Below are 13,321 nucleotides of genomic sequence, written 5' to 3'. Positions count from 1 at the left end.
GCAGAAGATTCCCTCGAGATTGGCTACATAAACTAAGAATCTCCACATTACATCTGGTTGCCGTAGCACTCTCGAGCAGCTGTTAACGCCGGGTTAAGCAACGCGACTCAGCCCGATGCTGTGTCAACGCTCGTCGGCGCCTCGGACAGCTTGACCAGCCGCGCCTCTGGCCGCGCCGGGACCTCGTCGGCAAGGAACCACCGGAAGGCCAGATTGCCACGGGGATAGTCAAGCGTGGTCAGGGAATTCGGGTGCGCCGTGATGCCGCGGGAGATGACGATCGTCACCGAGCCGTCTGCGTTGAGCGCCGCGCTATGGCCGTTGACCGAGCTGCGCGCATCGGTGACGCCGTGGGTGGCCATGAACTGGTTCCATACCACCAGGTTCCAGAACCTGCACCACGGCGGCCGATGGGTGATGACGAGCGCTTCGTCTTCGTCGAGCACGTAGCTGCCGTAGGAGTAACAGGCGTCTCGGGCCGACCAGCCGAAGTTGGCGTCTGGGACTTGATACGGGTCGGCGAACTGATTGGCCGCGTGCGTGATCTCGTGGCCCAGCGCGTGCGCGTCATCCACCCGCGCCCCGACGGCCAGCGGGAGGATCGCGAACATCGTGCGCAGCCAGGCGGCGCTGGCCCGCAGGCGCGCAGCGGTCTCGACATCGCCGTGCCGGATCGGTTCCGGTTCGTCGAGCGCCTCGATATGCCAGCTGACCCGGCGACCGGTCAGCGGGTCGGCCTGATAGTCGCGGGTCATCAGCACCGCCGCGTCTGGTGTGGGGCCGAGTTCGAACGAGAAGTTGCCGGCCGCGTCGATCTCAACGTCGTCGTCGCGGACGATTGCCACGATGCGATCCGACCACCCGCCCGGCGATGGTTCGTTGTAGGCGGTCAGCGAGAAGTAGACGCTGTCGCCTCGGTTGCCGCTGATGCGATAGCGGCGTTTGGGATCGACCGGGCAGATGCAGTAGTAAGCGTCGGTGTTGTCGCCTCCCCATCGTCGATCTCGCCGGAAGGGCGTATTGACGTCGACGAACAAGGGTCGACTGGGCTCGGCGAACAGATAGGTGTCGAAGGCGACACCCAGGGTGGTCGCGATCATGCGGTAGCCGTCGGCGATATGCCGGTCGTCGGAGACGGCGCGGTCGCCGTCAAGGAAGGAGCGATCCAAGCTGCCAAGTGTCTCGAGTAATTCATGCCACGCGGCGGTGGACTCACGGTCGGTCACGCGCTGATTCCTCTCGTGATGAAAGCGGCTGTGCGGTCTACCCAGGAATCGCCGAGTGCGTCCCCCCGGGTGAGTAATGCGAGGAACGTGGTGCCGGCGACGACTTCGACGAGTTCTGCCGCGGTGACATCGGCGCGCACCTCGCCGCGCGCGACGGCGTCCGCCAAGCGATCCGACAGGCCCCGCGAGAGGATGTCGCCGAAGCGCTCCAGCAGCGCGGAGTGCAATGTCAGATCGGCCGCCATCTCACCGACCAGGCCGGGCAGCGCGGCCCGCGCGGCCGGGGTGGTCAGCACGTCGGCGGTACGGCGAACCATCTCGCGCACGTCGCCGGCCAGCGACCCGGTGTCGGGCAGTGCCGTCCCGTCGCTGATCGGGAACACCGCCTCGTGGACGAGGTGCGCCTTGCTAGGCCACCGCCTATAGATCGCCGGCTTGCTGGTGCCGGCCCGCCGGGCGATTGCATCGACCGACAGGTCGGCGTAACCCGTCTCGGCGAGCAATTCGACCGTCGCGCACAGCACCGCACTGTCGATGCGCTTATCGCGGGGTCGGCCAAGCTCTGTCGTCATTACGAAACTCAGAGTAACATAAGTCGCCGTGACCGACGCCGCTCCCGCCCTCGTGCACCACCTCAATGACCTGGCTGAGCCTCGTTTCAGCCCCCAGATCGAGCAGATCCGCGACCTCATGGCGGCGATGGCGCCAGAATGCCCGCTGGATGCCGAAGCGCTGCATACCAAAGCCACCGCCGATACTGGGCTGAGCGATTTTGGGCCTGACGATTATCGAGAGCGCCTCGACCTCTACCTCACGGCGCTGCGAGAAATCAGCGGCCTGCACGGGCCGGGAATCGTCAACTTCCACGTGCAGCTGGTGCAGTGGCTCAAGAACCGGCTACTGCTCAATGATCTGCTGGCGCGACACCCTGAGATCTACGACATCGAGTTGCAACCGCCGGTCGTGATCGCGGGCCTGCCGCGTACCGGGACCACCCATCTGCACAATCTGCTGGCGGCTGCCACGACATTCCGCACTATCCCTTATTGGGAGAGCGTCGAGCCTTTTCCGCTGCCCGCCGAGATTGGTGTTGAGCCCGATCCGCGTAAAGCACGGATGGACGCTGCGGTCGACTTCATGAACGCTGCGATGCCGCTCTTTCCGCTCATGCATGAGATGACCACCGAGCACGTGCACGAGGAGATCCAGCTGCTGGCCAACGACTTCTCCTCGATGCTGTTCGAGACTCTCGGGTACGTCCCGCGGTGGCGCGACTACTACCTGGGGCACGACCAGACATCGTCGTACCAGCACCTGGCCGTCCAGTTGAAAGCGCTGCAGTTTCTGCGCGGCGGCCGCCGTTGGCTGCTGAAGTCACCGCAGCACCTCGAACAGCTGCCGGTGCTGGACGCCGTCTTCCCCGGTGTGATCGTGGTGTGCACCCACCGTGACCCTGTGCCGGTGGCACTGTCGATGATTGCGATGCTCACCTACACCGCGCGGATGCATTGCGCTCCGGTGCCGGTGCAGGAGATCGCGGCGTCATGGATCAACCGCTTGCAGACGATGCTGGACGCGCTGGTGCGCGATCGGGACGCGATCCCGCCGGAGCGCTCGACCGACGTCCGCTTCGATGGCTTCATGGCCGACGAGCTCGGTGTCGCCGAACGGGCGTACGACCTCGCCGGCGAGCCGCTGACAAACGCGGCCCGCGCGGCGATGGCCGATTACCTCTTGGGCCACCAGCGTGGCCGGTTGGGCCAGATCGCGACGTCGGCCGAGATGTTCGGACTCGACGAGCACGACCTGCACGCCCGATTCAGCCGCTATACGGATCGCTTTCTGGCGTGACGGGCGGCTGGCCCAGATGTGTGACCTAGGTAGCCTCGGCTGGCTGATCAGGGGCCGGTGCGGGATCCGGCGGCGGCAGCTCGTTGTGCACCGGCTCGACGGGATCGGGGCCGGGCGCGGGTGGCGGAGGTGGCTCGGGAGCCGCGTCGGGGGCCGGAGCCACCGCGTTCACCAGAACCGGGCCGAATGGCGGCGGTGGGGCATCGTCTGGCGCACCGGGATCCACCGGGAGATACATGTGGTGGGTGAATTGGGGCTGGTATGCCCCACCGCCACCAATACGCACGCCGCCGCCCTCACCGCTGGATACCGGTGTTCCATCCGGCAGCGTCACCGCGGTGTGACCGCCATTCCAGCCGATCACCAAAGCGCCCGGGGCGGTTCCGTACTGGAAGCCGCGTGCCAACAAGGCCCGTTCTTCATTGCCGGTGTTGAACCTGCCAGCGAAAGCCGGCCTTTCGGTAGCGACATTCGATACCAACGAGGCCAGACCCGAACAGTCCGTCCCGGCGGGGGAATAGCCATGGCTATACGGCGTGCCTGACATCTCCTGGATTAGGCCCATCAGCGTTGCTAAAACAAACATGGGCCGGGACGTTAACAACAAGATCAGAAACGCACCAAAATCTGTGGCGGCCATCACTTTTCGTATGCGCAATGACTTACGTTACAAATCGGCGCAAAAAGTGCTGGTAGATAAGGTCTTTCAAGCGCTATTCAACACGCGTCAAAGATTAAGCAGATCTTTAATATTCATTGATTTTGGTCTCAGTTCTGCAAACCATACGGCACAAACGGTTTCGGCGAAAGAGTTATTCTCGCTGGTGAGCGATATTGCGCTGCAATGCCTTTGTACAGCGCGTTTCGAACGGGTGATCACGACACGGTGTCGTTCACCACTATTGCGCAGGCGGCAGTTGCCGTGGGCCATCAGCTGCACGAACCTCAGCGGGGCCCTTGCGCCCAGTCACACCACGCTGCGGCTCATGCTGCGCTAACGACAAGTCGTCCACACGCTTTGCGGATAGACGTTGTGACAACACCGACTGTCCCGCATCGTGGTGCGCTTCAAGGTCGCGGTCGTCCGCGGAGTCGATAGCAGCCGATGGGGGTAAAGACCCGTGGCCGACACTCTCTTCGGTATTGACGACGATCTTGCGAGTGCGCTTGAGCGCGAAGGTGATCTCCTCGACCTCCTCGAATACCTGGCGCGCCGTGCGCAACGGGTGAGTCGAGGTGTCGATCGCGCGCGCAACAAACCCCGGAACCAGCGGACGAATCCACCGAGCGGCGGCCTTGGTGACATCCGGGATGGTCGGAATCACGGGTGTGGCCGGCACGTCGGGTGTTTCAACCGTCGCGGGCAGATTCGGTGTCTCGATCGCATCGGCTTTCGGCGCAGCGTCGGGCAATTCGGCCGCGGCAAGACTCGCGGCCTCCGCCTCGGCGGCGATCGGCAGGTAGACGTCTTCCACTACCGGTTTCGCGACCTCGAGCGCAGCGTCCACTCGCTGGCGAAGCTGTGCGCGGTCGATCTCGGTCTGTGCTTCGACGGCCAGTCGAGCCTGGACCAGTTGTTGCTCGGCCCACATCGTTTCGGCGGCCGCACGCACCTCGGCGCGTTTGACCGCGATCGCCGTTTCCGCCTCCAGCTCGGCGCGTTCGCGTTCGGCACGGGCTTTTGCGTGGCGATCATGGGTCGTCTCGCCGCGCCACAGTCGCAGGATTAAAGGCAGCAGGCTCAGCAGTGTGAAGAACGCGATCGTGAGCAGGCGCAGCATCAGTGCGCCTGCACTGGCCAATGTCAGGTCCTGCATGGCGAGCCACCGCGCCCCCAAGCCATGATCGACTTCCGCGGCCGCGGATTGATGCGCTGTGGACAGGACCCGCTCGCCGTGGCCGATTTTCAAGTCCAAATCAGCAGCTTGGCGATCGCGAGCGACGACGGCGGCGTCCAGCTCGCGCTGAGAATCTGCGAGAAGCTCGTTGGCCGTTCGGGTTTCGGGCCCAGAACCGGGCACGCCGGTGATGCGGGTCTGCGGGCAGGCCGGGGTTGGATGGTATTCGCAGCGCGCGACCTCTAGTGCCTCGTCGCGGTGGACGCGTGCGGTGTCAACGGCCTTGTCGAGCGCGACTCGGGTGTCGCGCAGTTGCGCCAAGCTCATCGATGCCTGCACGACCCCTGGCGCCGAATCGGCATTGCGTGCGGCCTGCAGCTCGAGCCGCCGGTCGATCGACCCGGAGAACACCGCCAGGGCGGCGAACTCGCCCACCACCATGCCGACGGCAATCGCCACCAGGGCACGTCCGACGATTCCGCGTATCCCGTGCAGCGGTCCGCTGGCAATCCCGCGGGTGATCGCGCCCACCAGCAGGCCGAACACCAGGGTGAACGGCACCACGGCCAGCACTGGCCAGCGTGCGGCTTCCAGGATGTCGACTGTTGTCACCAGCCAGGCCAGCGTGGCATTGAGGATCACCACAACACCGGCGATCGCGTGCGCAGAGCGCTCGTGATGCTCGTCGAGTTCGCGGCGCTCTCCGCCACCGACCCAGGTGAGCAGGGCCTCGATCTGTGAGCCGCGGGTTCGCGGTTCGGTCACTTTATGGGCGCACATCGGACTGAAAACACCTCCAGGTTCTGCCAGCCTGACAGGCCAAGGCCGGGAACACCGAATCGACGGGATGGATGTGTGGCGCGATTAACAACGCGACCAAAACCGGCCAGCCCGGTTCGCGCCGGTGCGATGGCTGAATTCTCGCATAATCGTGGCCGCGAAGGCTCGCAGCGTCGTACGTTTCGTATCGAGGCCGATGTTTAGCTTCCTGGCGACTGGCAACGGGCAAAGGAGCGCGGTGTGACATTGCGGCGGTTTGTTCTGGTGGTGGGGGCATTGGTGCTGGTCGTCGGCATCATCGGGTTGTTGGTGCCGGTTTCGGTTTCGGACGGAAACGGCGGCAGCCTCGGGTGTGGGAACGCTGCGATCTCTGACCTGTCCAACGCGCGCGCGGCGAATAACAAGTCGGTGGCGAACATTCCGATTCTCAACCAGATCATCCCGCACACCGATTTTGTGGCCCAATGCCAATCGGCGCTCTCCGGTCGGCGGTCGTGGACGATTCCGGTGACCGCGATCGGCGCGATCGCTGTGGCCGCAGCATTTTTCGTGCGCGGTGCCCGCTCAGCCGCATCGGACGGTTTCTGACGCTCGTCGTGGCGCGTATTGCGTTCGACCAAAGCCACTTTGAAAACTCATCGGTCAACTCTGCGCGACGCGTCTGATCATCCTCGTGGTAGCCCGTTCGATTGTTTCGCGCCGCGCCTCCGGCGTTCGCTGGCGTCGGACCCGGCGCAATGCCGGGGCGATGGTGATGCCCTCTTCGTAGGCCGTGATGACGCGCGGATCCACGTAGGAGCGCCGCGCTACCGCCGGCGTGTTGCCCAATTCTTCAGCCACTGCGCGCATCACGGCCGCTTCCTCGCGACGGCGAGCCGTCGTTGACGTCGGTTCACGCGCGATGGCGAACGCCTCGGCGGCCAGCACCGTGCCGTGCCATGTCCGCAGATCCTTGACGCTGAAGTCCTCACCCACTACCTCCCGGAACCGGGTGTTGAGGTCGTCAGCGTGCACCTCGCACCAGCCTTCCGACGTGCGGTAGGCGAGTAGCCGGGGCGTCCTCGTTTCGGAACGCAACAACGATCGCATCGCTTTGATCACAAGCGGGTCTTCCAACGAAACCGTCCGGCGCACTCCGCTTTTGGCGGGATAATCGAATTCCACGCTGTCCCGGTGTACGTGCACATGCTCACGGAGCAGGGTGGCCAATCCGAAGCTGCCATTCTCCTCGGCGTACTCCTCACCACCGGCACGGAAATAGCCCTGATCGATCAGATGCTGAGCCAGCGCCAGTACGCGATCGCGTCCCAGTCCGCGCCCACGCAGGTCGGCGAGCAGTTGGACGCGCCAGGCGGGCAGGTGTTTGGCCAGGCTCAGTGCCCGGTCGTACTTCTCCTCGGACCGCTCGGCCTGCCAACGTTCGTGGTAGAGATACTGACGGCGGCCGGCGGCGTCGGTGCCGATTGCCTGGATGTGGCCGTTGGGATACGGACAGATCCACACGTTCTTCCACGCCGGTGGAATCACCAGCGCCTCGATCCGCTCAAGCGATTCGGCATCGACCGAGGCGCGACGAGCTGCCGAAGTTGAGACGTAAGAGAAGCCACGGCCGCGACGAACACGACGAAACCCGGGGCCGTCAACAGCGCTTCTGCGCAACCTCACCTGAGTCCCTCGCTACGGTCGGAAAGCAGACGTGACATCGCTGGATTACCCACAGCGTTATTTGCCTAACACCTCTGGAAAAAGGCGGTTTCGGCCGACACGATCGGATCAGCCGCAGTGTTGGAAGACGACGTGAGACGGTATTCACTTATGCAGGGCTACGACTATGTCAGCTACGAGGATTTTGGACGGCGATTCTTCGAAGTGGCCGTGACGGCGGAACGGGTCGGCGCCGCGTTCGCCGCGATCGCCGGCAACGAGTTCGACATGGAGCCAATGGCGCAGGGGCCAGGCAAGATCGCCAAAGTCAGCGCCAAGGTGACGATCAAGCAGCCCCAGGTCAGCCGTAACGTCGGCGACAGCATCACTTTTGATATCCACATCCCGCTTGTGATCGATCTGCTCCTCGACCTACGCCTGGACAAGCAGCGGTTTAAGGTCGACGGCGACATCAAACTGAACGCGACCGCACGCGCCGCCGAGCCGCTGTTGCTGATCGTCGACGTCGCCAAGCCGCGCTCGTCCGACATCACCGTCCACGTGTCGTCGACGAGCATCCGCGGTGAGCTGTTGCGCATCGTCGCAGGCGTCGACGGGGAGATCCGGCGCTTTATCGCGCAGTACGTCGCTGAGGAAATCGATTCGCCCGGATCGCAAAAGGCGCAAGTCATCGATGTGGCAGAGCAACTCGATCAGACCTGGACCGGCATCTGACCGCCTGACCGGGCCGCTGGACGCCGGGTTTATCCCGCGACAATGCCGGGGTATCTAAGCGCGGTGGCCCGAGTGGATGTTTCGACGTCGTCCGATCTTTCCCCGGAATCCGCCTGGAAGCTGGCGTCCGATTTGAATCGTTTCGGCGACTGGATGACCATTTTCGCGGGCTGGCGCGGACCGGTGCCTAATAAAATCGAGAAGGGCACGCGGGTGTCCTCTTGCATCAAGGTGAAAGGCTTTCGCAACGTCATCCATTGGACGGTTACGCGCTACGACGAACCAAAAGCGATCGAATTGTCCGGCCGCGGCCGTGGCGGGGTCCGGATTGCGGTGGCGATGACGGTCGCCGACAACCACCCCGGGTCAACCTTTAATATGACCTCCGACGTGACCGGCGGTGTCCTCAATGGGCCAATCGGGCGACTCGTCGCGAGGATCATCAGATCCGATATTCATAAATCGATCTGCAACTTGGCTGCCTTGCAATAACTCCCGCGAACCGGAGAGCGCGTTCGCTCATTCGGTCCCGCCGTCGTGGGCGGTTTTCCAGTCCCGTTGGACTTGGCGGATCCGTCTGGATTCCATGCCCAGCCAGGCGAAGCCCGCACCAGACGCGAGCAAAGCGACTGCGACCGCGCCGACTCCGATCCCGACCTGTCTCTGGGCGAAGCTGGCCAGGCAAACCACGAATGCCACCAGGCCGGCAGCCAACAAAACAAACCCGGGCGTCTTCACGGCGCTCTTCATCGATTCGCCGGCGCGTGGCTCCGTCGTCCGGTGATGGTCAATCGGGTCGCGCGAGGTGCCTGCCATGCAGATCGACTACCCGGATCCGGGAGCGAGAAAACGGCTTTGCCCACTAGCCGGAGGCGGGGGCGACGAAACCGGCCAACAGCGCGCGCATGGACAGCGCGACCGCGTGCCGGGTCGCGACGGGATCGGGTGAGTTCGCAATCAGCATCGCGCCGCGGTTCAGCGCACCGAACAGCAGTCGGGTGACGGTCTCGGGATCGTCGACTCGAAGTGCGCCGGCTTCGGTGGCGGCCCGAAGCCCCGCCACGATAACGGCGAATGCGTAACGCTCATCCAGTTCGGTGAAGCGCGCTAGGCCCAGTACCGCGGGGCCATCCAGAATGAGGATGCGTTGTATGTCCGATTCCAATATGGCGTCAAGGAACGTCTCGAAGCCGCGTGCCAGCACGTCGAGGTCATCGGTCGCATCCTGCGCGGCTGCCATCGACGCGGCCATCAACTCGGTGTGCGCATGCTCGAAGACCGCTTCAAAAAGTGCGGTCTTGGTGGGGAAGTGGTGGTAGAGCGCGCCAGTCGTGACTCGAGCGGCGCGTGCCAAATCCTCCACAGAAGTCTGTCGAAATCCCTTCTGGCCAAACAACTCCCGTCCTGCACGGATCAGCGACTCCCGGGTCTGCGCAACCTGCTGGGCGCGCAGCGACGATGACTGCGGTGTCGACTCGGACATGCCTCTCACTCCCGTGCACGGATCGCCCTAGCCTATTGACATAGTAGAACTATGTGACATAGTGACACTATCTCAAGTTAGTCGGACGGAAGGTGCTCCTGATGAAAACTATCCCCGCCGTGTCCGCTGGGCCGGTTGACGACGTCCGGCGTGCCGACGCTCACGCCCGAAGCGCACTGGCCGCTGCAGTCACCCGCGGCGCCCAACTGTGGCGCAGCGTTGCGGACTCGGCAGCGCCGGTGCCCGGGCTCGCTTGGACAGCCGGCCAGACGGCGGCACACATTGTGGCTGACATGCGTGAATACACCGAAGCGCTGGCCAGACATGTAAACGGCGATGACGCCGCGATCGACATTCCGGACGGATCGCCGGCGCGGGCCAGGACTGCGGTCAATGACCGGCACCTGATCGACGTTCCCGAACGCGACCTGCGCCAACTCGCCGAGATATTGGAAGAGACCGCCGCGAGCTACTTATCCGTTGCCTCCGCGATCGATACATCCGAACGCGTCGAGGTCCTCACCGCCGACGGCCTGGTACTCGAACCAGCCGTGATGACCTGCTTGTTGCTGGGCGAGCAATTGATTCACGGTCTGGATATCGCGCGCGCCGGGCGTCGGCCGTGGAGCATTGGGCGCGAAGATGCGCTGCTGGTGATACCCGCTGTGCTTTCGCTTGCGCCGGAATACCTTCGGTCATCGCATACCAAGGGCCTGAACATCAGCTTCGAAATACGGATGCACGGCGGGTGTCGCTATCGGATGGCGATCGCCAACGGCACCTGTGTTGTCACCGCGGCAGGGGAGAAGGCCGACTGTGTGATCACCGCCGACCCGGCCGCGTTCCTGCTTGTCGGCGGTGGCCGAGTGCGGCAGCTCCCCGTACTTCTCCGCGGCAAGCTTCGGGCCGGCGGACGCAAGCCGTGGTTGGCGGCCAAGTTCGGCACCCTGCTGGCCACCCCGTAGCGGCGTTGCGCTACAGGTCGAGGGTGAGCCGCTGTCCTTTCGCAGCGCGCGAAATGCACACCAGCATCATTCCGTCGGCACGCTCGGGCTCGGTGAGCAGCGTGTCGCGGTGGTCGACGCGGCCGTCGAGCACCCGGGTACGGCAGGTTCCGCAGAAGCCCTGTCGGCACGAGTACGGCGGCCAGACATCGGCCCGCTGCAACGCCGACAGCAGTGTCTCCTCGGCGCCGACCGGCACCGTGGCGCCCGTCGAGGCGACGCAGACGCTGAACGCCTCGCCGTCGATCACCGGAGGCGCGGCGAAACGCTCGAAATGTAACTCGACGTCGTCACGGCCCGCGAGCTGAGCGCGAATCGCGGTCAACATCGGCGCGGGCCCACAGGCATACACCGCCGTGCCGTCGGCACAGTCACCCAGCAGCTGAGCCGGCGTCGGCACCCCGCTGGAAGCACTGTGATCGTCGGTGCGGATTTCGACGCGGTCGCCGAACTCCGCCACTTCATCGAGGAACGGCAGGCTGTCACGGCTGCGGCCGGCATAGATCATCGACCACTCGACGCCGAGGCCTTCGACGTGGCGCATCATCGGCAGGATCGGCGTGATGCCGATCCCGGCGGCAACGAACCGCAAACGCCGCGTCGGCGATCCGTAGCCGGGCACCGTCAACGGAAAGGCGTTGCGCGGCCCGTGCGTGGTGACCTGACTGCCGACGCCGAGGGTTTCGTGCACTTCGACCGAGCCGCCGCCACCGTCGGGAATGCGCCGCACCGCAATACGATAGGCGTCCGGGCGCGCTGGGTCGCCGCACAGCGAGTATTGCCGTACCCGTCCACTGGGCAGGTGGATGTCGAGGTGTGCGCCGGGACGCCAGGGCGGCAGAGGCGCACCGTCGGCGTCGGCGAAGGTCAGCGTGACCACATCCTGATCGTGGGCGACCACCCTGCGTCCCACCACCGTCAGGGTGATGCTGCGATCGTGCTGGGCCGGCACCCCGACGCGCCTGATCGACCCCGACAACGCCCACAGTCCGGTGACCGCGGCGTCGGCGAGGCCGAGCAGTACGTCGTGCGCCGAGCGACCCGAGGCGCTCGGCGGCGCCTGCCGGAACCCGTCAAAGACACCCATCAAAGATGCGCAGCGCGCGCCGCGGGGGAACTTGCCAGATACGCCACAGCCTGCGCCGTCGAACCCATCTCCTCGGGTGAGAAGCCGGGCCGAAAGTACATCAAAGTGTTGGAGCCGAACAGTTTACGGAATGTTGGAAGCAGCCCATGCTTGGAATCCAGCGCCCGCAGCCACTGCATTTTCCACCAGCTGATGTCGATGTCGGGGTCGGTTTTCGTCAGGTACCAGGTGCCGCGCTGGAAAAAGACGAACACCATCGTCACCGCCATCACCATTGACCGAATCCGGTCCGGATAGCTGTTGTGGAAGTAGGCGGCGACGTCGTGGGCGACATTGCGGTGTTCGACTTCCTCGCTGCCGTGCCAGCGGAACAAGTCGGCGATGGTGGGATCGGCGCCGTAATCCTCCCAGCGGCAGTTGAGGACGAAGTCACCGAGCACCGCGGTGTAGTGCTCGATCGCGGCGATGAGCCAAAGCCGGTCGCACAGGTGGCTGAGCCGGCGTTTCGGGTCGGGGGAGGTGCTGGGCGCCAGCGTGCGGGAAAAGATGAAATCCACCTGGTCAAGCAGCGGCTTGGGGTCGACGCCGCGAGCCACCATCAGGTCGTGGAGCACCTGCTGGTGGACGTCGGCGTGCGTTGCTTCCTGACCAATGAATCCGCGCATGTCCTCGGCCAGTTTCGGATCTTTGACCAGCGGCAGCGCCTCGTTGAAAACCGCGACGAACCAGCGCTCGATCGGGGGCAGCACGATGTTGAGCAGGCTGGCGAAATTGGAGGCCACTGGATGCCCGGGAATCCAGTGCAGCGCGACGTCGGAAACGTCGAAGTGAACCTTACGGGCCTGGATCTGGACCGGACCCGGATCGTATTCGTCCTCGAACCGGCGTGGTCGCAACATGAGACCTCCTCCCCGGTTTGCGCTCAATTCTGATCACCACGAGCGCAAAGGTCAAAGGAGGTCCGGCGGCAGTCGGGCGGTACTGTTCCTGCTTGGACGTGTGGGCATCACCGCGAGACCCGCCGACGCATGACGGGTATCCCCAGCGAATCGAGGATCGGATGAGTGACGAGTCCAATGGGCCGGCCCGTCCACTGATCGGGTTCATCACCCGTGATAACGCACCGCAGATTACCCCGGCGCCCATTAGCCGGGAGTGGATGTCAGAGATGGCAGAGCTGCGTAAAGGTTGGCCTAATCGGTGTTTGCCCATGCTGATCGCCAACCAGAGCGGCTGGGAGTTGCGTAATCGGTGCGGGTTCACCGCTACGTGGTTCGGTCAGCAAGGCGACGTGGACGTGATGATCAGACCCGATAATCGCGACACCGGTCAGTTCCTGCCCTCCAGCCATTTCGGTAACGGCATCCTGACTTGGCATCTGCCGCTGCTGTTTCGCACTCCGCCGGGCTATAACCTGTTGGTCCGCGGACCGGCAAACTATCCGAAGGACGCCGTGTGTCCGTTAGAGGGCATGGTCGAAACCGACTGGGCAAGTGCGAGTTTCAGCATGAGCTGGAAATTCACCCGCAAAATGATGCCGGTGCGATTCGAGGTCGACGAGCCGATCTGCATGATCGTCCCGCAGCGCCGAGCCGAGCTTGAAGAGTTCGCCCCCGAACTCAGGCGCATCGAGTCTGACGAAGATCTGCAGCGGAAGCATGAGTTGTTTCTTC

Annotated in this window: 15 protein-coding genes; 6 read left to right on the top strand and 9 right to left on the bottom strand. The window is 64.2% G+C overall.

Annotated features, from left to right (window positions below; all coding sequences use genetic code 11):
• Window positions 1-107 precede the first annotated feature (107 nt).
• Both VNW74_RS04410 and VNW74_RS04405 read right to left on the bottom strand, forming a co-directional pair.
• Window positions 108-1,226, bottom strand: coding sequence for a DUF1214 domain-containing protein (locus VNW74_RS04410; protein ID WP_325675386.1), 1,119 nt, complete (start codon window positions 1,224-1,226; stop codon window positions 108-110).
• Complete coding sequence (locus VNW74_RS04405) at window positions 1,223-1,798, bottom strand: TetR/AcrR family transcriptional regulator (protein ID WP_325675385.1); 576 nt, start codon at window positions 1,796-1,798, stop codon at window positions 1,223-1,225. The genes VNW74_RS04410 and VNW74_RS04405 overlap by 4 nt, the downstream gene beginning before the upstream one ends.
• A 28-nt stretch (window positions 1,799-1,826) precedes the next feature.
• On the opposite strand from VNW74_RS04405, the gene VNW74_RS04400 reads away from it, so the two are divergent.
• Window positions 1,827-3,077, top strand: a complete 1,251-nt coding sequence (locus VNW74_RS04400; protein WP_325675384.1) for a sulfotransferase — start codon at window positions 1,827-1,829, stop codon at window positions 3,075-3,077.
• Window positions 3,078-3,102: 25 nt separating this feature from the next.
• Here VNW74_RS04400 and VNW74_RS04395 read toward each other — a convergent pair whose 3' ends face one another.
• Together VNW74_RS04395 and VNW74_RS04390 are read right to left on the bottom strand one after the other, a co-directional pair.
• Entirely contained in the window at window positions 3,103-3,720 is a 618-nt protein-coding gene (locus VNW74_RS04395; RefSeq protein ID WP_414686594.1) for a peptidoglycan endopeptidase, read from the bottom strand.
• Window positions 3,721-3,976: 256 nt separating this feature from the next.
• A complete protein-coding gene (locus VNW74_RS04390; protein ID WP_325675382.1) occupies window positions 3,977-5,695 on the bottom strand; it encodes a DUF4407 domain-containing protein in 1,719 nt (572 codons plus the stop codon).
• A gap of 240 nt (window positions 5,696-5,935) precedes the next feature.
• Here VNW74_RS04390 and VNW74_RS04385 point away from each other — a divergent pair, with 240 nt between their 5' ends.
• Complete coding sequence (locus VNW74_RS04385; RefSeq protein ID WP_325675381.1) at window positions 5,936-6,283, top strand: aminopeptidase; 348 nt, start codon at window positions 5,936-5,938, stop codon at window positions 6,281-6,283.
• A gap of 54 nt (window positions 6,284-6,337) precedes the next feature.
• On the opposite strand, the gene VNW74_RS04380 is transcribed toward VNW74_RS04385, so the two are convergent.
• The gene (locus VNW74_RS04380) at window positions 6,338-7,360 is read right to left on the bottom strand and encodes a DNA topoisomerase IB (RefSeq protein WP_325675380.1); all 1,023 of its coding nucleotides are present in this window, start codon (window positions 7,358-7,360) and stop codon (window positions 6,338-6,340) included.
• Between the two features lie 150 nt (window positions 7,361-7,510).
• Here VNW74_RS04380 and VNW74_RS04375 point away from each other — a divergent pair, with 150 nt between their 5' ends.
• Both VNW74_RS04375 and VNW74_RS04370 read left to right on the top strand, forming a co-directional pair.
• Window positions 7,511-8,074 (top strand): hypothetical protein, encoded by a 564-nt coding sequence (locus VNW74_RS04375; RefSeq protein ID WP_325675407.1) that lies wholly within the window; start codon window positions 7,511-7,513, stop codon window positions 8,072-8,074.
• A 63-nt stretch (window positions 8,075-8,137) separates the two neighbouring features.
• Window positions 8,138-8,566 (top strand): type II toxin-antitoxin system Rv0910 family toxin, encoded by a 429-nt coding sequence (locus tag VNW74_RS04370; protein ID WP_325675379.1) that lies wholly within the window; start codon window positions 8,138-8,140, stop codon window positions 8,564-8,566.
• A 27-nt stretch (window positions 8,567-8,593) separates the two neighbouring features.
• Here the strand turns inward: VNW74_RS04370 and VNW74_RS04365 are convergent, their stop codons facing one another.
• Window positions 8,594-8,890, bottom strand: coding sequence for a LapA family protein (locus tag VNW74_RS04365; RefSeq protein ID WP_325675378.1), 297 nt, complete (start codon window positions 8,888-8,890; stop codon window positions 8,594-8,596).
• A 46-nt stretch (window positions 8,891-8,936) separates the two neighbouring features.
• A complete protein-coding gene (locus VNW74_RS04360; protein ID WP_325675377.1) occupies window positions 8,937-9,557 on the bottom strand; it encodes a TetR/AcrR family transcriptional regulator in 621 nt (206 codons plus the stop codon).
• A 101-nt stretch (window positions 9,558-9,658) separates the two neighbouring features.
• Here VNW74_RS04360 and VNW74_RS04355 point away from each other — a divergent pair, with 101 nt between their 5' ends.
• The gene (locus VNW74_RS04355; RefSeq protein WP_325675376.1) at window positions 9,659-10,522 is read left to right on the top strand and encodes an SCP2 sterol-binding domain-containing protein; all 864 of its coding nucleotides are present in this window, start codon (window positions 9,659-9,661) and stop codon (window positions 10,520-10,522) included.
• 10 nt (window positions 10,523-10,532) lie between these two features.
• Here VNW74_RS04355 and VNW74_RS04350 read toward each other — a convergent pair whose 3' ends face one another.
• Window positions 10,533-11,648 (bottom strand): PDR/VanB family oxidoreductase, encoded by a 1,116-nt coding sequence (locus VNW74_RS04350; protein WP_325675375.1) that lies wholly within the window; start codon window positions 11,646-11,648, stop codon window positions 10,533-10,535.
• Window positions 11,648-12,547 carry a metal-dependent hydrolase gene (locus VNW74_RS04345; protein ID WP_325675374.1) on the bottom strand — a complete coding sequence of 300 codons (900 nt, stop codon included), beginning with the start codon at window positions 12,545-12,547 and terminating at the stop codon, window positions 11,648-11,650. Before VNW74_RS04345 ends, VNW74_RS04350 begins: the two co-directional genes overlap by 1 nt.
• A 161-nt stretch (window positions 12,548-12,708) precedes the next feature.
• Here VNW74_RS04345 and VNW74_RS04340 point away from each other — a divergent pair.
• Window positions 12,709-13,321, top strand: a 613-nt coding sequence (locus tag VNW74_RS04340; RefSeq protein ID WP_325675373.1) for a DUF6065 family protein, incomplete at its 3' end; no start/stop codon positions are given.

The sequence above is a fragment of the Mycobacterium sp. genome (assembly GCF_035570115.1).
Classification (GTDB): domain Bacteria; phylum Actinomycetota; class Actinomycetes; order Mycobacteriales; family Mycobacteriaceae; genus Mycobacterium.
The sequence above is the reverse complement of the archived record's forward strand: the minus strand, read 5'-3'. Positions and strand labels throughout refer to the sequence as shown.